The 16833-nt window shown below is 60.8% G+C and carries 16 protein-coding genes and 1 pseudogene; 11 read left to right on the forward strand and 6 right to left on the reverse strand.

The window, feature by feature from the left end; genetic code table 11:
• Positions 1-77: 77 nt before the first annotated feature.
• Positions 78-938, reverse strand: a complete 861-nt coding sequence (locus M1E04_RS24140; protein WP_456292160.1) for an SDR family oxidoreductase — start codon at positions 936-938, stop codon at positions 78-80.
• Positions 939-1150: 212 nt separating this feature from the next.
• Here M1E04_RS24140 and exbB point away from each other — a divergent pair, with 212 nt between their 5' ends.
• The 6 genes from exbB (at position 1151) to M1E04_RS24170 (ending at position 7884) form a co-directional block, all read left to right on the forward strand.
• The gene (gene exbB, locus M1E04_RS24145) at positions 1151-2128 is read left to right on the forward strand and encodes a tonB-system energizer ExbB (protein WP_192130652.1); all 978 of its coding nucleotides are present in this window, start codon (positions 1151-1153) and stop codon (positions 2126-2128) included.
• A gap of 3 nt (positions 2129-2131) precedes the next feature.
• The gene (exbD, locus tag M1E04_RS24150) at positions 2132-2557 is read left to right on the forward strand and encodes a TonB system transport protein ExbD (protein WP_065988218.1); all 426 of its coding nucleotides are present in this window, start codon (positions 2132-2134) and stop codon (positions 2555-2557) included.
• A complete protein-coding gene (locus M1E04_RS24155) occupies positions 2554-3297 on the forward strand; it encodes an energy transducer TonB (protein WP_065988217.1) in 744 nt (247 codons plus the stop codon). The genes exbD and M1E04_RS24155 overlap by 4 nt, the downstream gene beginning before the upstream one ends.
• 91 nt (positions 3298-3388) lie before the next feature.
• Positions 3389-4318 carry a hydrogen peroxide-inducible genes activator gene (locus M1E04_RS24160; RefSeq protein ID WP_065988216.1) on the forward strand — a complete coding sequence of 310 codons (930 nt, stop codon included), beginning with the start codon at positions 3389-3391 and terminating at the stop codon, positions 4316-4318.
• Between the two features lie 8 nt (positions 4319-4326).
• On the forward strand, positions 4327-6402 hold the full coding sequence (recG, locus tag M1E04_RS24165) for an ATP-dependent DNA helicase RecG (RefSeq protein ID WP_456292161.1): 2076 nt from the start codon (positions 4327-4329) through the stop codon (positions 6400-6402).
• Positions 6403-6489: 87 nt separating this feature from the next.
• Positions 6490-7884 (forward strand): aminoacyl-tRNA deacylase and HDOD domain-containing protein, encoded by a 1395-nt coding sequence (locus M1E04_RS24170; RefSeq protein WP_065988214.1) that lies wholly within the window; start codon positions 6490-6492, stop codon positions 7882-7884.
• A 21-nt stretch (positions 7885-7905) separates the two neighbouring features.
• Here M1E04_RS24170 and M1E04_RS24175 read toward each other — a convergent pair whose 3' ends face one another.
• The 4 genes and pseudogenes from M1E04_RS24175 to M1E04_RS24190 all read right to left on the reverse strand — a co-directional run bounded on the left by M1E04_RS24175 (position 7906) and on the right by M1E04_RS24190 (position 10418).
• Positions 7906-8280, reverse strand: a complete 375-nt coding sequence (locus tag M1E04_RS24175; RefSeq protein ID WP_296307185.1) for a helicase — start codon at positions 8278-8280, stop codon at positions 7906-7908.
• A 329-nt stretch (positions 8281-8609) separates the two neighbouring features.
• Positions 8610-8879 (reverse strand): annotated as a pseudogene (locus tag M1E04_RS24180) (HU family DNA-binding protein); the annotation flags it as partial.
• Positions 8880-9067: 188 nt separating this feature from the next.
• Complete coding sequence (locus M1E04_RS24185; protein WP_369318231.1) at positions 9068-10216, reverse strand: NAD(P)/FAD-dependent oxidoreductase; 1149 nt, start codon at positions 10214-10216, stop codon at positions 9068-9070.
• Positions 10217-10250: 34 nt separating this feature from the next.
• Entirely contained in the window at positions 10251-10418 is a 168-nt protein-coding gene (locus tag M1E04_RS24190; RefSeq protein ID WP_369318230.1) for a rubredoxin, read from the reverse strand.
• A gap of 863 nt (positions 10419-11281) precedes the next feature.
• On the opposite strand from M1E04_RS24190, the gene M1E04_RS24195 reads away from it, so the two are divergent.
• The gene (locus tag M1E04_RS24195) at positions 11282-11860 is read left to right on the forward strand and encodes a chorismate lyase (protein ID WP_192130648.1); all 579 of its coding nucleotides are present in this window, start codon (positions 11282-11284) and stop codon (positions 11858-11860) included.
• The gene (gene ubiA, locus M1E04_RS24200) at positions 11860-12750 is read left to right on the forward strand and encodes a 4-hydroxybenzoate octaprenyltransferase (protein WP_369318228.1); all 891 of its coding nucleotides are present in this window, start codon (positions 11860-11862) and stop codon (positions 12748-12750) included. The genes M1E04_RS24195 and ubiA overlap by 1 nt, the downstream gene beginning before the upstream one ends.
• 36 nt (positions 12751-12786) lie before the next feature.
• Here the strand turns inward: ubiA and M1E04_RS24205 are convergent, their stop codons facing one another.
• The gene (locus M1E04_RS24205) at positions 12787-13167 is read right to left on the reverse strand and encodes a COG4315 family predicted lipoprotein (RefSeq protein ID WP_065988207.1); all 381 of its coding nucleotides are present in this window, start codon (positions 13165-13167) and stop codon (positions 12787-12789) included.
• A gap of 170 nt (positions 13168-13337) precedes the next feature.
• Between M1E04_RS24205 and phoB the strand changes: the two genes are divergently transcribed.
• The 3 genes from phoB to M1E04_RS24220 all read left to right on the forward strand — a co-directional run bounded on the left by phoB (position 13338) and on the right by M1E04_RS24220 (position 16818).
• Complete coding sequence (gene phoB / locus M1E04_RS24210) at positions 13338-14027, forward strand: phosphate regulon transcriptional regulator PhoB (RefSeq protein WP_065988205.1); 690 nt, start codon at positions 13338-13340, stop codon at positions 14025-14027.
• 90 nt (positions 14028-14117) lie between these two features.
• Positions 14118-15377, forward strand: a complete 1260-nt coding sequence (gene phoR, locus M1E04_RS24215) for a phosphate regulon sensor histidine kinase PhoR (RefSeq protein WP_244160331.1) — start codon at positions 14118-14120, stop codon at positions 15375-15377.
• A gap of 100 nt (positions 15378-15477) precedes the next feature.
• Complete coding sequence (locus M1E04_RS24220; RefSeq protein WP_065988202.1) at positions 15478-16818, forward strand: hemolysin family protein; 1341 nt, start codon at positions 15478-15480, stop codon at positions 16816-16818.
• Positions 16819-16833 lie beyond the last annotated feature (15 nt).

Genomic DNA, 16833 nt, shown 5'->3' on the forward strand with positions numbered 1-16833 from the left:
TACAACCTCAATTTCCCGGTTGTAAGACTGACGCCTTCCCGGCTAAGACCGGTCCTACGAATCGACGCCAACGCGAACTAGTTCGGCTGATCTGCCAGCATCGCCTCATACCCTTCCTTATAAGTCGCATAACGCGGCGTCCAGCCCAGCGATTTGGCGCGGGCGTTGCTGCAGCGCTTGCTCCCGGTGCGGCGCACGCTGTTTTCATCCGACCACTCCGTGACACCCAGACGCTGACGCATCCAGTCGACCACTTCGGCCAGCGGCGCGGGTGCATCGTCGACGCCGATATAGCAGTCTTTGAGTGCCACCTCGTCCGATGCTGCTCGCAGCAAAAACGCCAGCAGCCCGGCGGCGTCATCGGCATGAATGCGGTTGCCATACAGCGGCGGGTTGGTTGCAACGGTGTAGCCCTGACGTACCCGGTTCATCAGGTCACTGCGGCCCGGACCGTAAATTCCGGTCAACCTGACAATGGTCGCTGGCACCCCACTGTCCAAGGCCACTTGCTCTGCCTCGCGCATAACCTGGCCCGAGTAACCGGTGGCTTCAACGGGTGACGTTTCATCGACCCACTCGCCTTGCTGTTGACCATAAACGCTGCTGCTGGAGACGAAAAATATCCGCTTGGGTCTCTGGCCGCTGCGCTCGCTCCAGCCCAGTACGTGCCGCAGGCCTTCAACATAAGCCGCGCGGTAACCCGCTTCATCCCGGTCAGTCGGTGTGGCGCAGTAGACCAGGTAATCGAGCCGGCCTTCCGGCCAGTGCGCGGGAATGCGGGCGTCGAACAGGTCGCCGCTGACGCCGAGCACGCCTGCAGGCAGTTTCTCAACGGAGCGGCGCAGGCCGTACACCGTCCAGTCATCAGGCAACAGCTGGGACGCCAATCGGCTCCCGATGTCGCCACATCCAGCAATCAAAACGGATGGCGCTGACATGTCCAATCTCCACATCACTTATTGAATTTCAGCCCGTAAAAACGGGCTATGAAACCGACCATTGGGAAGCATTCTCAGGAAAAAAGAGACGCTCTTACTTTTGTTAACAAGAATTACTTGCAATAATAACGGCCCTTTGTTCTCCTCCGCTCGCCTAGCGCCAGCGTGACGCTCTCAGAACGAACACCTATTTCATATCAGGTCGGGCCAGCATGACATCTATTCAAATCCCCGCTTCGTCAATTGCCACTCGAGGTCTGCCACGTGCTGGACGCGCCATTGCCGCGCTGCTGTTCAGCCTGATGTTGACGCCTGTAGCGCTCGCTGACGCCAACGCTCCTGCACAAAAACCCGCCGTACAAGCCGAGGCGCCAGCCGCTACACCGGTTGACCCCGCTACAGCGCCAGGCGTTCAAGAACTGACCCCGGCTTCTGCTCCAGCTGAGTCGCTCGACGCCGCGGCGGAAGATAACAGCCTGGGCATGTCCCACGATCTCTCGCCATGGGGCATGTACAAGAACGCGGACATCATCGTCAAAGCCGTGATGATCGGTCTGGCCATTGCATCGGTCATCACCTGGACCATCTGGATCGCCAAGGGCTTCGAACTGCTCGGCGCCAAACGTCGTCTGCGAAGCGAAATCGCTGCGCTGAAACGCGCGCGTAATCTGGACGAAGCCAGCGCAGGGGCCAAAAAAGAAGGCACCCTTTCCCACTTGCTGGTGCATGACGCACTCGAAGAGATGCGTCTGTCGGTCAACACCCGCGAGCGCGAAGGCATCAAGGAGCGCGTTGCTTTCCGCCTTGAACGCCTGGTCGCCGCCTGCGGCCGCAACATGAGCATGGGCACCGGTGTATTGGCGACCATCGGTTCGACTGCGCCGTTCGTGGGCCTGTTCGGTACCGTCTGGGGGATCATGAACAGCTTTATCGGCATCGCCAAAACCCAGACCACCAACCTGGCCGTTGTAGCGCCGGGCATCGCCGAGGCCTTGCTGGCCACCGCGCTGGGCCTGGTTGCCGCGATTCCTGCCGTGGTCATCTACAACGTCTTCGCCCGCTCCATTGCCGGTTACAAGGCGCAAGTGTCCGACGCTTCGGCGCAGGTTCTGTTGCTGGTTAGCCGCGATCTGGATCACCAGCCTGCGGCCGAGCGCAACCAACCGCCGCACATGGTAAAGATGGGGTAAACCATGGGCCTGCATTTGAAGGAAGGCGATGACGATCTCGCCGAGAACCACGAAATCAACGTGACGCCGTTCATCGACGTCATGCTGGTCCTGCTGATCATCTTCATGGTTGCCGCACCGCTGGCAACCGTGGACATCAAGGTCGACCTGCCCGCCTCTACCGCCAAACCGGCGCCTCGGCCCGAAAAACCGATTTTCCTGAGCGTGAAAGCTGATCAGAGCCTGTACCTGGGCGATGAAAAAGTGGCCCGCGAGCAGATCGGTCAGGTGCTGGATGCCAGGACCAAGGGCAAGAAAGACACCACGATCTTCTTCCAGGCTGACAAAGGCGTCGACTATGGCGACCTGATGGACGTCATGAATGCCCTGCGCGGCGCCGGCTACCTGAAGGTGGGCCTGGTGGGTCTCGAGACGGTCGGCAAGAAATGATCAATACGCGCCAAAAGCTGACGCGCTATAGCGGTAGTCTGTTGTTGGTGCTGGCGGTCCATGCCGTGGCGATTGTCGTCGCATTGCGCTGGCCCTCCTCGCAGGCCATTGAGCTGCCCCCGGCGGCGATGATGGTCGAGCTGGCGCCCGTTCCAGAGCCTGCACCGCCGCCACCGCCAAAAGTCGTGCAACCGCCGCAGCCGCCCGCGCCTGAAGAACAGCTGCCGATTCCGCCAGTCGCCGAGGCGCCCAAGGCCGAAATCGCTGTGCCCAAGCCGGTCAAGCCCAAACCCAAACCACAGCCGCCAAAACCTGTGAAGAAGGTCGAGCCGCCGAAGGAAGAAAAGCCAGCCGACGACAAGCCGCTGGACGCACCACCGTCCAACGCCAAGCCGGAGAAGTCGGCGTCGCCGCAACCCGCTCCGCCCACGCCACCAAGCAATGCATTACCGACGTGGCAGGGTGAATTGCTGAGTCACCTGAGCAAGTTCAAGCGTTATCCGGAAGACGCCCGACGCCGGGGCATGCAGGGCACGAGCAAGTTGCGCTTTGTGGTCGATGGTGAAGGCCGCGTGCTGTCCTATGAACTGGCCGGCGGCTCAGGAAGCGCTTCACTGGACCGAGCGACGCTGGAAATGATCCGCCGCGCGCAGCCATTGCCCAAGCCGCCGCCGGAATTGCTGAAGAACGGGTCGCTGGAAGTCGTCGCTCCCTTCGTTTATTCCCTGGATAAACGCTGAAACCAGAATTTTGTCAGCCGCGACGGGTTGATAACGTGCGTCTATCGATTGCACCCGCTATGCTGGGGCCGCAACTTCATGGACGCACGTTATGACCCTCACAGAATTGCGCTACATCGTTACCCTCGCCCAAGAGCAGCACTTCGGCCATGCCGCTGAACGCTGTCACGTCAGCCAGCCGACCTTATCGGTGGGCGTAAAAAAGCTGGAAGATGAACTCGGCGTGCTGATTTTCGAGCGCAGCAAGAGTGCCGTACGTCTGACCCCGGTTGGCGAGGGCATCGTGGCCCAGGCGCAGAAGGTTCTCGAGCAGGCTCAGGGCATTCGCGAACTGGCCCAGACCGGCAAGAATCAACTGACCGCGCCGCTAAAAGTCGGCGCGATCTACACCGTTGGCCCTTATCTTTTTCCTCACCTGATTCCCCAACTGCACCGGGTCGCCCCGCAGATGCCGTTGTACATCGAGGAAAACTTTACCCACGTGCTGCGCGACAAGCTGCGCAATGGCGAGCTCGACGCGATCATCATCGCCCTGCCGTTCAACGAGGCCGATGTCCTGACGCTGTCGCTGTACGACGAGCCGTTCTACGTGCTCATGCCGGCCGATCATCCCTGGACCCAGAAAAAGACCATCGATGCCTCGGCGCTGAACGACAAGAGCCTGCTGCTGCTCGGCGAAGGGCACTGCTTCCGCGATCAGGTGCTAGAAGCCTGCCCGACGCTGGTCAAGGGCGGCGACGCTGCCAAGCACACCACCGTGGAGTCCAGCTCGCTGGAAACCATTCGGCACATGGTCGCGTCGGGGCTGGGTATTTCCATCCTGCCGATGTCCGCCGTCGACAGCCATCACTACGCGCCCGGCGTGATCGAGGTCCGTCCGCTGTCGCCGCCGGTGCCATTCCGCACCGTGGCAATCGCGTGGCGTGCCAGTTTCCCGCGTCCGAAAGCCATCGAAATCCTCGCTGACTCGATCCGTCTGTGTTCCGTCGCTCGTCCTAAAGCTCAGGCTGAAGCGAGTTAAGGGACGGTATGGCGGAGCTGTCTCATGTCTCGGTCACGGCGCTAAAAGGCGTCGGTGAGGCAATGGCTGAAAAGCTGGCGAAAGTCGGTCTTGAGAACATTCAGGACGTGCTGTTTCACCTGCCGTTGCGTTACCAGGACCGGACTCGTGTTGTGCCCATCGGCGAATTGCGTCCGGGCCAGGACGCCGTGATCGAAGGTGTGGTCAGCGGCGCTGACGTGGTCATGGGCAAGCGCCGCAGCTTGCTGGTCAGGATGGGCGACGGCACCGGCGTGTTGAGCCTGCGCTTTTACCACTTCAGCAACGCGCAAAAGGACGGCCTCAAGCGCGGTACCCACGTGCGCTGTTACGGCGAAGCCCGGCCCGGTGCCTCAGGCCTTGAGATCTACCACCCGGAATACCGCGCGATCACCGGCGACGAGCCGGTGGCCGTCGAGCAGACACTGACGCCGATCTACCCCACGACCGAAGGCCTCACCCAGCAGCGCCTGCGGCAGTTGTGCCATCAGAGCCTGTCAATGCTTGGCCCGAAGAGCCTGCCTGACTGGCTGCCGGATGAGCTGGCGCGCGACTATCAACTCGCGCCCCTGGCTGACGCCATTCATTACCTGCACAACCCGCCTGCCGATGCTGACGTCGAAGAGCTCGCGCTGGGCCATCACTGGGCGCAGCACCGACTGGCATTCGAAGAGCTGCTGACACACCAGCTTTCCCAGCAACGCCTGCGTGAAAGCCTGCGCTCGCAACGCGCGCCTGCACTGCCACCGGCGAAACGCCTGCCGAAGAAATTCCTCGCGAACCTCGGATTCCCGCCCACAGGTGCGCAGCAGCGCGTCGGCAACGAGATCGCGTACGACCTCAGTCAGCACGAGCCGATGCTGCGTTTGATTCAGGGCGACGTAGGCGCAGGCAAGACGGTCGTGGCAGCACTCGCGGCCTTGCAGGCCCTCGAAGCGGGCTATCAGGTCGCACTGATGGCGCCCACCGAGATCCTCGCCGAACAGCACTTCATCAATTTCACCCGCTGGCTGGAGCCACTCGGCATCGAGACGGCCTGGCTTGCAGGTAAGCTCAAGGGCAAGGCGCGGGCGGCGTCACTGGCGCAGATCGCCGGCGGTACGCCCATGGTCGTCGGCACGCACGCGTTGTTCCAGGACGAGGTGCAGTTCAAGAACCTCGCGCTGGTCATCATCGACGAGCAACACCGTTTCGGCGTTCAGCAACGCCTGGCCCTGCGCAAGAAGGGCGTCGGCGGCTCGATGTGTCCGCATCAGTTGATCATGACCGCCACCCCCATCCCGCGCACTCTGGCGATGAGCGCCTACGCCGACCTCGACACGTCGATTCTCGACGAACTGCCCCCCGGGCGTACGCCGGTGAATACCGTTCTGGTGGTCGACAGCCGGCGCATCGAAGTGGTCGAGCGCGTACGCAATGCATGCGCCGAAGGCCGGCAGGCGTATTGGGTGTGCACGCTGATCGAGGAGTCCGAGGAGCTGACGTGTCAGGCCGCTGAAACGACGTTCGAGGAACTGACCAGCGCGCTGGGCGAGCTCAAGGTCGGCTTGATTCACGGGCGCATGAAGCCCGCCGAAAAAGCCGCCGTCATGGGCGAGTTCAAGCAGGGCAACCTGAATCTGCTGATTGCCACGACAGTGATCGAGGTCGGCGTGGACGTCCCCAATGCCAGCCTCATGATCATCGAAAACCCGGAACGCCTGGGCCTGGCGCAGCTTCATCAATTACGCGGTCGGGTCGGCCGGGGCAGCGCGGCCAGCCATTGCGTGCTGCTGTATCACCCCCCGCTTTCGCAGATCGGTCGCCAGCGGCTGGGCATCATGCGTGAAACCAACGACGGCTTCGTGATTGCAGAAAAGGATCTGGAGCTGCGTGGGCCGGGCGAGATGCTCGGAACGCGCCAGACAGGACTGCTGCAATTCAAGGTTGCTGACCTGATGCGCGATGCAGATTTGCTGCCAGCGGTCAGGGACGCGGCGCAGGCGCTGCTTGAGCGCTGGCCTCAACATGTCAGTCCCCTGCTGGAGCGCTGGCTGCGCCATGGCCAGCAATACGGCCAAGTGTGAAGCAGTCAACGCAATAACAGGGTGTCTCACCTCTATAACAACTAAGCTGGTTATACTTCAGCGATTGTAGGAATCTGGATACAGGCCATGACAGAAGTTGCCCACATCGACGCAACCCCACACTGCCCTTCTATCATTCGGCAGTTGCTGGGCAAAGCTGCCATCAACTTCCGTGAAGTGACTGATGACGAGTCTCTTCCGCTTGATCAAAAAGTGCAGGCCATTCTGGTCGACGACTCCGTTGGCGCGCTGTTCATCCTGTTTCCACAAAACCAATTGCTCGACCTCAATCGTGTTACCGAGTTGACCGGCCGCAAGTTGAAAGCGGTTCCGAAAGAGTCGCTCGAACTCATGCTGCAAAAACATAAACTGGGCACGTTGCCCGGCCTGCCTTCGCTGACCAGCTCGCCTTGCCTGTATGAAGAGCGGATTCTGTCCGGCAATACCGTGCTGATCGATTCTGGTGAACCAGGCCTCTTGCTGGAGATCAGCAGCGAGGAATTCAAGACGCTGTTGACCAAGGCCAGCGCTGCCCGCTTTGGCGAGCCGGTGACCTCCGTCACACCCAACCTCACGCGTCCCGATGACGACCGCGAGGAAATCACCAAAGCCGTTCAGAATTTCACTGCCCGGCGCATCCAGCAGCGTCTTGAGTCCACGGTGGAAATCCCGCCGTTGGCCGACACGGCGCAGAAGATCATCAAGCTGCGCGTCGATCCCGACGCGACCATCGACGACATCACCGGCGTGGTGGAAACCGACCCGGCATTGGCGGCACAAGTCGTGAGCTGGGCGGCGTCCCCGTATTACGGCTCAGCAGGCAAAATCCGCTCGGTGGAAGATGCCATTGTTCGCGTGTTGGGTTTTGATCTGGTGATCAATCTGGCGCTCGGTCTGGCGCTGGGCAAAACCCTGGCGCTGCCCAAGGATCATCCGCAGCAGGCAACCCCTTACTGGCAGCAGTCGATCTACACAGCCGCGATCATCGAAGGCCTGACGCGCGCCATGCCACGTGCCGAGCGCCCGGAAAGTGGCCTGACGTACCTCGCCGGCTTGCTGCACAACTTCGGCTATCTGCTGCTGGCGCACGTGTTTCCGCCGCATTTTTCGCTGATCTGCCGCCAGATCGAAGTCAACCCGCACCTGCATCACAGCTATGTCGAGCAGCACCTGCTGGGCATCAGCCGCGAGCAGATCGGCTCCTGGCTTATGCGCAACTGGGACATGCCGGAGGAACTGGTCATCGCCCTGCGCTTCCAGCACGACCCGCACTACGCAGGCGAGCATTACAAGTATGCAAACCTGGTGTGCCTGGCGGTGAGGCTGCTGCGCAAGGAAGGCATTGGCTCAGGCCCGCTGGAAAGCATTCCGGACGAGCTGCTCGAACGCCTGAAGCTGTCCCGCGAGAAAGCTCAGGACGTGGTGAAGAAAGTACTGGAGGCCGAAGTGCTGTTGCGCGAACTGGCCTCGCAGTTCAGTTAATCCGGAAGTGTCCGGGGAGGACTACTTCTTCTTCCTCGGCTTCAGATACTTCGTCAGCCCCTGAAACCACATCACCAGGCCAGCGTTGCCGGTCACCAAGATGTTCTTGTCCTGAATGCCCTGCATGAACGCGAGCTGCTTGTTCCGAGCCTGCAGGGTGGCGAAGCCGTAGTCAGCGTCCTTGAAAGAAATCACGAAAGCAGGCGCCGCGAAGGTGCCGGCGCGGCTCTTCACGCGTTGATCGCGCACGATGAAATGCCGGGCAATCTTGCCGTCAGCCGTCTGCAACTGGAACGCCAGATCCTTCCCCGCAAGTTGTTGTTGAAACGCGGGATTATTGCGACTGGCGCGGGCCATCAACAGGCCCAATATCCAGAGTAGAAAACGAAACTTCATGCGTGGGCCTCACAGGATCAGCGGCGGTCAGGGTGACCAGCCGCAGTGTAGCGAGCTTGATTGACCGGTGAACAAGCAGAACCGGTCAGTCGCAAAGTGGCGGACTGGACGAAGCGCACAGGTGCAACGCGGTTGATTCATCGGACATAAAAAAATGGACATGCCGACTGATCGGCATGCCCATCTCCGCGCTGCTCGCCCCCCTCAGAGCGCTCAGCGAATTACTTTTTCTTTGCTGCGGGTGCCTTGGCCGCTGCGGCCTTGGCTGGCTTGGCATCTTTGGCGGCTGCTGCCGGCTTGGCTGGTTTCGCTGGCTTTGCCGCGTCCGGATTAACGCTGTCTTTGAGAAACTTGCCCGGCTTGAACGCCACCGTGTTGCTGGCCTTGATCTTGACGGGCTCACCGGTCTGAGGGTTCTTACCGGTGCGGGCGCCACGATGGCGCTGCAAGAAAGTGCCGAAGCCAACCAGTGTGACACTGTCCTTCTTGTGCAGCGCGTTGGTGATTTCGTCGAGCACGGCGTTGAGGACGCGATTGGCTTGTTCTTTGGTGAGATCTGCTTTCTCGGCAATAGCCGCTGCGAGTTCTGGTTTACGCATATGAAGCCTCTTTTACGGTTTTTTGTTTTTATGTCCCGTGCAGCCCTTGCGGACAGCGAGCAGGTGCCGCAACAGCTCTACGTTGCGGCAGACCGGAATGAGAATGGCACGCCACCGGGGCCCGCGCCAGTACGTGAGCCACGATTGTTTCAACTAAAAGATGGCTTATCCGACAGAACGACTGTTAATCATGCCAGCAGCGGGGGCAAAGCCTTGTTCAGGGCGAGCTTGTCCATCACCGCAGCGCCTGTCAGCGCGTAACCCAGCAGGTTGCCGTCGCTGTCGCAGCACAACGCCTTGATATCGGCGCCCTCACCTTCCACGGTCCAGACACCTTCCGAGCCCTTGGGCGGCGGGGACACTACCAGCGGGCAAACCGGCGTTTTCACCGTCACCGGCATTGGGCCATATTTGACGGCTGTGGGTGTACCAGCGAGGGTCTGCGCCAAGGCTCGGGCGCAGTTCATCAGCGGCATGACGTAAAGCAGGTTCAGCCCATCCACTTCAGCGCAGTCGCCCAGCGCGTAGATGTTTGCATGGGACGTCTGCAAATGCCGGTCGACCACAATGCCACGCCCGACTTCCAGGCCCGCCGCTGCGGCGAGATCAGTGCGAGGACGCAGGCCTATGGCCGACACCACCAGATCGCAATGCAGCACCTCGCCGTCGGACAGGTGCGCTTCGAGACCGTTGTCGGCACGATCAAGCCTAGTCATCAAAGGCCCGAGGTGAAAACGCGCACCCAGGCTTTCCAGCCCGGCCTGTAATGCGGCGGCGGCCGCAGGAGGCAGCAATGTCGGCATCACCTGCTCGCATGGCGCAACCAAGTCGATTTCGTGGCCGCCCAAAATCAGATCGTTGGCAAACTCACAGCCGATCAGGCCTGCGCCGAGGATCAACACCCGCTTCTTGCCGGCGGCTGCGGCGCGGAAACGCGCGTAATCCTCAAGATCGTTGATCGGGAATACGGCGTCGCAAGCATCACCCGCCACCGGCACGCGGACGGTTTCCGCCCCCCAGGCCAGAATCAGGTCGCGGTAGGCCACCGCTTCCTCGCCGATCCACACACGCTTATGACCCGGATCGATGCCGCTGACGCGGGTGTGCGTGAGTACCTCGGCCCTGAGCTGCTCAGCCATGGCGCCCGGCTCGGCCATGCTCAGTCCGTCGGCTTCCTTGTTTTTGCCAAAGCCGGTGGAAAGCATGGGTTTGGAGTACGAACGGCCGTCATCGGCGGTGATCAGCAACAGCGGCGTCTCGCCATCCAGCTTGCGAAATTCGCGAGCGAGGTTGTAGCCGGCTAGCCCGGTACCGATGATCACGACAGGTGCGTTCATTCACTTCTCCAGCGGGGTCTTGGAAGTCGGCGGATCAGCCGATTTCGATCATTTCAAAATCCATTTTGCCGACGCCGCAGTCAGGGCACAGCCAGTCTTCCGGCACATCCTGCCAGAGCGTGCCCGGCGCGATGCCGTCAGCCGGCCAACCGTCGGCTTCGTTGTAAATCAGGCCACAGACTACGCATTGCCACTTTTTCATCGCTCGGTTCTCTTGGTTTCAGGCTAGAGGTCCCAGACGCTCCGCTGTCGTCGCGAAGTTTATCGAATGGGTCAGGCCTTTTACTGATCACAGCGCCATGACGCAAGTTTCATTGATGTACAACGCGTGTACTTTCCAGTGGGCGCTGGCTCTAGCCGGGAAGGCGTCAGTGGCCGCATCGCAACATTGACGGCGCTCACACCGGCCCCTTCCCGGCTGAAGCCGGTCCTACGAATACTCCGCGCATCGCCAGTAGGACTGGCTTTAGCCGGGAAGGCGTCAGTGGCCGCACCGCAACATTGAGGGTGTTCACACCGGCCTCTTCCCGGCTGAAGCCGGTCCTACGAATACTCCACATATCACCTGTAGGACTGGCTTTAGCCGGGAAGGCGTCAGTGGCCGCGCCGCGAAATTGACGGCGTTCACACCGGCCTCTTCCCGGCTGAAGCCGGTCCTACGAATACTCCGCGCATCGCCAGTAGGACTGGCTTTAGCCGGGAAGGCGTCAGTGGCCGCACCGCAACATTGACGGCGCTCACACCGGCCCCTTCCCGGCTGAAGCCGGTCCTACGAATACTCCGCGCATCGCCAGTAGGACTGGCTTTAGCCAGGAAGGCGTCAGTGGGCGCACCGCGAAATTGAGGGTGCTCACACCGGCCCCACCGCAACATTGAGGGTGTTCACACCGGCCCCTTCCCGGCTAAAGCCGGTCCCACGAATACTCCGCGTATCGCCAGGTGGACTGGCTTTAGCCGGGAAGGCGTCGGGGGCGTCGGCGCAAACGGGTGGGTGCTCCGGTCGTCGGTCAAAAATCGCAATCATGCTAAGCTCGCCGCCTCGATTGCCGCCTGTGTTTGTCTCCCGTGATCCAGCAAACCCCTGCATTTCCAGCGCCCGAGTGGCTTTTGCGCGATCAATTGATCGGAGCACCCTCGCCCGCCGTTCTTGAGTGGCTTTTCCACGAAGATTCCTTGACCCGACGCCTGACCCGGCTCTCTGACGACCACTTTTGCGTCGAACCGCAGTTCGAAGGCTGGCAGCCCCTGCGTGACGATGAATGCGCCGCGCTGCAATTGCCTGAGGGCAGCGAAGGCTGGGTGCGTGAGGTCTACCTGCTGGGCCGCAATGAAAGATGGGTGTTTGCCCGCAGTGTCGCCGCTCGCCGCGCGCTGGAGCAGGATGGCCTGCACATGGACGAACTCGGCACCCGGTCACTGGGCGAGTTACTGTTCAGCGATGAAGCCTTCGCCCGCGGCCCGCTGCAGGTCTGCCGCTATCCTGCGCAATGGCTGCCCGAGACTGACGCACAGCAGGGCTTGTGGGGACGCCGCTCCTGTTTCAGCCGAGGGAACTTGAGCATTCTGGTAGCGGAGGTGTTTCTGCCCACTGCATGGCGTGCCATCGAACCCAACGCTCCACTGCATGCTCAAGAGGGCCGCTGATGTACCTGTCGTTGCTCAAATCCCTGAACCGTCTGCACCCACGCGCCTGGGACTTCATCCAGCTCACGCGCATCGACAAGCCCATCGGCATTTATCTGTTGCTGTGGCCCACCTTGTGGGCCGTCTGGATTGCCGGCAAAGGCTCGCCGTCCCTGAGCACGCTGCTGATTTTCGTCGTCGGCGTGTTCCTGATGCGCGCGGCGGGCTGCGTGATCAACGACTTCGCCGACCGCAAGGTGGACGGCCACGTCAAACGCACCGAGCAGCGGCCTTTGGTCAGCGGCAGGGTGACGTCAAAAGAAGCGCTGATCGTGTTCGCGGTACTGGTGGGAGCGAGCTTTGTGCTGGTCTTGTTCACCAACGCGACGACGATCTGGCTGTCGTTCGGCGGGCTTGCTCTTGCAGCCACTTATCCCTTCATGAAGCGCTACACCTATTACCCGCAGGTGGTACTGGGTGCCGCGTTCTCGTGGGGCATGCCGATGGCGTTCACCGCCGAGACCGGCGAGCTGCCCGCTGCCGCCTGGCTGCTGTACATCGCCAATCTGCTGTGGACGGTGGGATACGACACGTATTACGCGATGACGGATCGCGAGGACGACTTGAAGATCGGCGTGAAATCCACCGCCGTGCTGTTCGGCGATGCGGATCGGGTGATCATCCTCACGCTGCAATGCCTGGCGTTGTTTTGCCTGATGCTGGCGGGTGCGCGCTTCGAGCTGGGCCTGTATTTCTTCATCGGCCTGCTGGTAGCGGCGGGATGCTTCGCCTGGGAGTTCTGGTCGACGCGGGACAAAGACCCGCAAGCCTGTTTTAAGGCCTTTCTGCACAACCATTGGGCAGGGCTGGCGATTTTTGTCGGTATCGTGGCGGACTACGCGCTGCGCTGACCAATTCGGACACACGCAGCGCTTTAAGCGATCAGATTATGGCTTGGCGATGTGCCAGACGTCGCCCTTGCCGTCGCCGGTTTTGTCGCCAGCGGCCTTATCGCTTTTGAAGAAGTACAGCGGCTTGCCCTTGTAAACCCACTGCGAAGCACCGTCATCGCGCTTGATAATGGTCCAGTCGCCCTCAGGCTTGTCGCTGGCCATGGCAGTCAGCGGCGGCCAGTTGGTTGCGCACTGATCGTTGCAAACGGACTTGCCTGCCGAGGTGTCTTTATCAAAGGTGTAAAGGGTCATGCCTTTGTGGTCGGTGAGCATGCCGTCACTGGTCATCGCGGGCGCGGCAGCGAATGCCATCCCGGAAGATGCCAACGCTGCTGCCGCCAAAAGGCGCATCAGAGCAGAAGAAATTTTAGCCATGGATGAATCCTCTTCTTGTTTGTCGTTGTATGGACATTTCTTGTAGGACAAGTCCCCAGCTTAGCCCTAGACCGGCGAATACGCCTAGCGCGAACTAACCTGTCACACGACTGCAATAATTCCGTTATCTAATGCGCCCCAAGACAGTTAAATGACATGAGGTTCGAGGCATGGCTGGCAGGAGCATTCTGATCGTCGACGACGAAGCACCCATACGCGAAATGATTGCCGTCGCGCTGGAAATGGCTGGCTATGACTGCATTGAGGCTGAGAATTCGCAACAGGCCCATGCCGTGATTGTCGACCGCAAGCCGGACCTCATCCTGCTGGACTGGATGCTGCCCGGTACATCCGGCATTGAGCTGGCCCGTCGTTTGAAGCGTGACGAGCTGACCGGTGACATCCCGATCATCATGCTCACGGCCAAAGGCGAAGAGGACAACAAGATCCAGGGTCTTGAAGTCGGCGCCGATGATTACATCACCAAACCCTTTTCTCCCCGCGAACTGGTCGCCCGGCTCAAGGCCGTGCTGCGGCGAGCTGCCCCGAACGATGGCGAATCGCCGATCGAAGTGGGCGGTCTGCTGCTGGACCCGATCAGCCACCGCGTGACCATCGACGGCACACCTGCCGAGATGGGCCCGACCGAATACCGCCTGCTGCAATTCTTCATGACCCACCAGGAACGCGCCTACACCCGCGGGCAGTTGCTCGATCAGGTCTGGGGCGGAAACGTCTACGTGGAAGAGCGCACCGTGGATGTCCACATCCGGCGTCTGCGCAAAGCCCTCGGCGAGGCTTACGAAAATCTGGTACAAACCGTCCGCGGTACTGGCTACCGCTTCTCCACCAAAAGCTGAAAACGCTTTTGGCAGCGATTCAGACCGCTGAAGACAAGGACGCGTTAATTGAATCACAACTGGCATGGCACCCTGATCCGGCACTTGCTGATGTTGGTCACAGCCTCGCTGTTGGCCGGTTTGATCAGCGGGCATTACGGCGGGTGTCTGGCAATCGGTCTGGGGCTGTATCTGGCCTGGACCCTCAAACAGCTGCTACGCCTGCATGACTGGCTTCGCCATCACAAACCCGACGAGCCGCCACCCGATGGCTATGGCTTGTGGGGGGAAGTCTTCGACAGCATTTACCATCTGCAACGACGCGACCAGCGCGTGCGTGGCCGCCTGCAAGCGGTTATCGACCGTGTTCAGGAATCCACTGCCGCGCTGAAAGATGCTGTGATCATGCTCGACAGCGACGGCAACCTGGAATGGTGGAACCGCGCGGCAGAAACCTTGCTGGGCCTGAAGACGCCCCAGGACAGCGGGCAACCCGTAACCAATCTGGTCCGCCATCCGCGCTTCAAGGAGTACTTCGCCCACGCCAACTACGCCGAACCGCTGGAGATTCCTTCGCCGGTCAATGACCGCCTGCGCATTCAGATGCTGATCACCCGCTACGGCAACAACGAGCATCTGATGCTGGTGCGCGACGTGACGCGCATGCACCAGCTGGAGCAGATGCGCAAAGACTTCGTCGCCAATGTGTCCCACGAGCTGCGCACACCATTGACGGTGATCTGCGGCTATCTGGAGACGCTGCTGGATAACGTCGAGGACGTGAACCCGCGCTGGGTCCGTGCGTTGCAGCAAATGCATCAGCAAGGCGGACGCATGCAGACGTTGCTCAACGACCTCCTGCTGCTGGCCAAGCTGGAAGCCACCGATTACCCGTCCGACAACCAGCCTGTGGCCGTGTCGTCGCTGCTGCAAAGCATCACCAATGATGCTCAGGCCCTGTCAGGAGACAAGAACCAGCAGATTACCCTGGAGCTGGAAAGCGACGTCAGCCTCAAGGGCAGCGAGGCGGAGTTGCGCAGCGCGTTCTCCAACCTGATCTTCAATGCGGTCAAATACACGCCGGCGGAAGGCAAGATCCGCGTCCGCTGGTGGAGTGACGGGCGTGGCGCCCACCTGAGCGTGCAGGACTCCGGCATCGGTATCGACAGCAAACACATTCCGCGCCTGACCGAGCGCTTCTACCGCGTCGACTCCAGCCGCGCGTCAAACACCGGCGGCACAGGCCTGGGCCTGGCGATCGTCAAGCACGTGCTGCTGCGCCACCGCGCGGCACTGGAAATCAACAGCGTCCCCGGCAAGGGCAGTGTGTTTATCTGCAACTTTGCCCCGGCGCAGATGACCAAAGCCTAGGCAAGCCTGTAGATAGCCGCTAAATTGCGTCCCTTGTGCCCTCCAATTGTGAGGGCTTGTTTCATTCCACACCTCAAAACGGAACCTGCAAAACCCCATCATGGACCCTTCCCCTGGTATCAGCCTGGCTTCACTCTTCGCCGATTTCGGCATGATTCTTTTCGCAATGGTGTTGGTTCTGCTCAACGGATTCTTCGTTGCGGCCGAGTTCGCCATGGTCAAACTGCGCTCGACTCGTGTCGAGTCCATCGCCGACAACAACGGCTGGCGCGGACGCATTCTGCGCACCGTTCACAGTCAGCTCGATGCTTACCTGTCGGCTTGCCAGCTGGGTATTACGCTGGCGTCGCTGGGTCTGGGCTGGGTCGGTGAGCCGGCGTTCGCGCACTTGCTGGCCCCTTTGCTCGAGACGGTAGGCGTGGAGTCGCCTGAAGTCGTCAAAGGCGTGTCGTTCTTCAGCGCCTTTTTCATGATTTCGTACCTGCACATCGTGGTGGGTGAACTGGCGCCGAAATCCTGGGCCATTCGCAAGCCCGAGCTGTTGTCGCTGTGGACCGCGGTGCCGCTGTACCTCTTCTACTGGGCGATGTACCCGGCCATTTACCTGCTCAACGCCAGTGCCAACGGCATTCTGCGCATCGCTGGCCAAGGCGAGCCCGGCCCTCATCACGAGCATCATTACAGCCGTGAAGAACTCAAGCTGATCCTGCACTCAAGCCGCGGTCAGGACCCCAGCGATCAGGGCATGCGCGTGCTGGCCTCCGCTGTGGAAATGGGCGAACTGGAAGTGGTGGACTGGGCCAACTCCCGCGAAGACATGGTCTCGCTGGAGTTCAACGCCCCGCTCAAGGAAATCCTCGCGATGTTCCGCAGGCACAAGTTCAGCCGGTACCCGGTGTACGACTCAGACCGCAACGAGTTCGTGGGTCTGTTGCACATCAAGGACCTGCTGCTGGAGCTGGCGGCACTGGATCACCTTCCCGAGTCCTTCAACCTCGCCGAGCTCACGCGGCCGCTGGAGCGCGTCTCCAAGCACATGCCGTTGTCGCGTCTGCTGGAGCAGTTCCGTCAGGGCGGCGCGCACTTTGCGCTGGTTGAAGAAGCCGACGGCAAGATCATCGGCTATCTGACGATGGAAGACGTGCTGGAAGTGCTGGTGGGCGATATCCAGGACGAACACCGTAAGGCCGAGCGCGGGATCCTGGCTTATCAGCCGGGCAAGCTGCTGGTACGCGGGGACACGCCGCTGTTCAAGGTCGAGCGCCTGCTGGGCATTGATCTGGACCACGTGGAAGCCGAAACCTTGGCAGGCCTGATCTATGACAGCCTCAAGCGCGTGCCTGAGGAAGAGGAAGTCATGGAAGTCGAAGGCCTGCGCATCATCATCAAAAAGATGAAAGGCCCGAAGATCGTGCTGGCAAAGGTGCTCAAGCTGGATTGAACTGCCCGTCAGAGC

Source organism: Pseudomonas sp. AK106, assembly GCF_053903055.1.

Coding starts and splice junctions, on each gene's coding strand:
- M1E04_RS24140 (WP_456292160.1), bottom strand. CDS start 938: ATGTCAGCGCCATCCGTTTTGATTGCTGGATGTGGCGACATCGGGAGC.
- exbB (WP_192130652.1), top strand. CDS start 1,151: ATGACATCTATTCAAATCCCCGCTTCGTCAATTGCCACTCGAGGTCTG.
- exbD (WP_065988218.1), top strand. CDS start 2,132: ATGGGCCTGCATTTGAAGGAAGGCGATGACGATCTCGCCGAGAACCAC.
- M1E04_RS24155 (WP_065988217.1), top strand. CDS start 2,554: ATGATCAATACGCGCCAAAAGCTGACGCGCTATAGCGGTAGTCTGTTG.
- M1E04_RS24160 (WP_065988216.1), top strand. CDS start 3,389: ATGACCCTCACAGAATTGCGCTACATCGTTACCCTCGCCCAAGAGCAG.
- recG (WP_456292161.1), top strand. CDS start 4,327: ATGGCGGAGCTGTCTCATGTCTCGGTCACGGCGCTAAAAGGCGTCGGT.
- M1E04_RS24170 (WP_065988214.1), top strand. CDS start 6,490: ATGACAGAAGTTGCCCACATCGACGCAACCCCACACTGCCCTTCTATC.
- M1E04_RS24175 (WP_296307185.1), bottom strand. CDS start 8,280: ATGAAGTTTCGTTTTCTACTCTGGATATTGGGCCTGTTGATGGCCCGC.
- M1E04_RS24185 (WP_369318231.1), bottom strand. CDS start 10,216: ATGAACGCACCTGTCGTGATCATCGGTACCGGGCTAGCCGGCTACAAC.
- M1E04_RS24190 (WP_369318230.1), bottom strand. CDS start 10,418: ATGAAAAAGTGGCAATGCGTAGTCTGTGGCCTGATTTACAACGAAGCC.
- ubiA (WP_369318228.1), top strand. CDS start 11,860: ATGTACCTGTCGTTGCTCAAATCCCTGAACCGTCTGCACCCACGCGCC.
- M1E04_RS24205 (WP_065988207.1), bottom strand. CDS start 13,167: ATGGCTAAAATTTCTTCTGCTCTGATGCGCCTTTTGGCGGCAGCAGCG.
- phoB (WP_065988205.1), top strand. CDS start 13,338: ATGGCTGGCAGGAGCATTCTGATCGTCGACGACGAAGCACCCATACGC.
- phoR (WP_244160331.1), top strand. CDS start 14,118: ATGTTGGTCACAGCCTCGCTGTTGGCCGGTTTGATCAGCGGGCATTAC.
- M1E04_RS24220 (WP_065988202.1), top strand. CDS start 15,478: ATGGACCCTTCCCCTGGTATCAGCCTGGCTTCACTCTTCGCCGATTTC.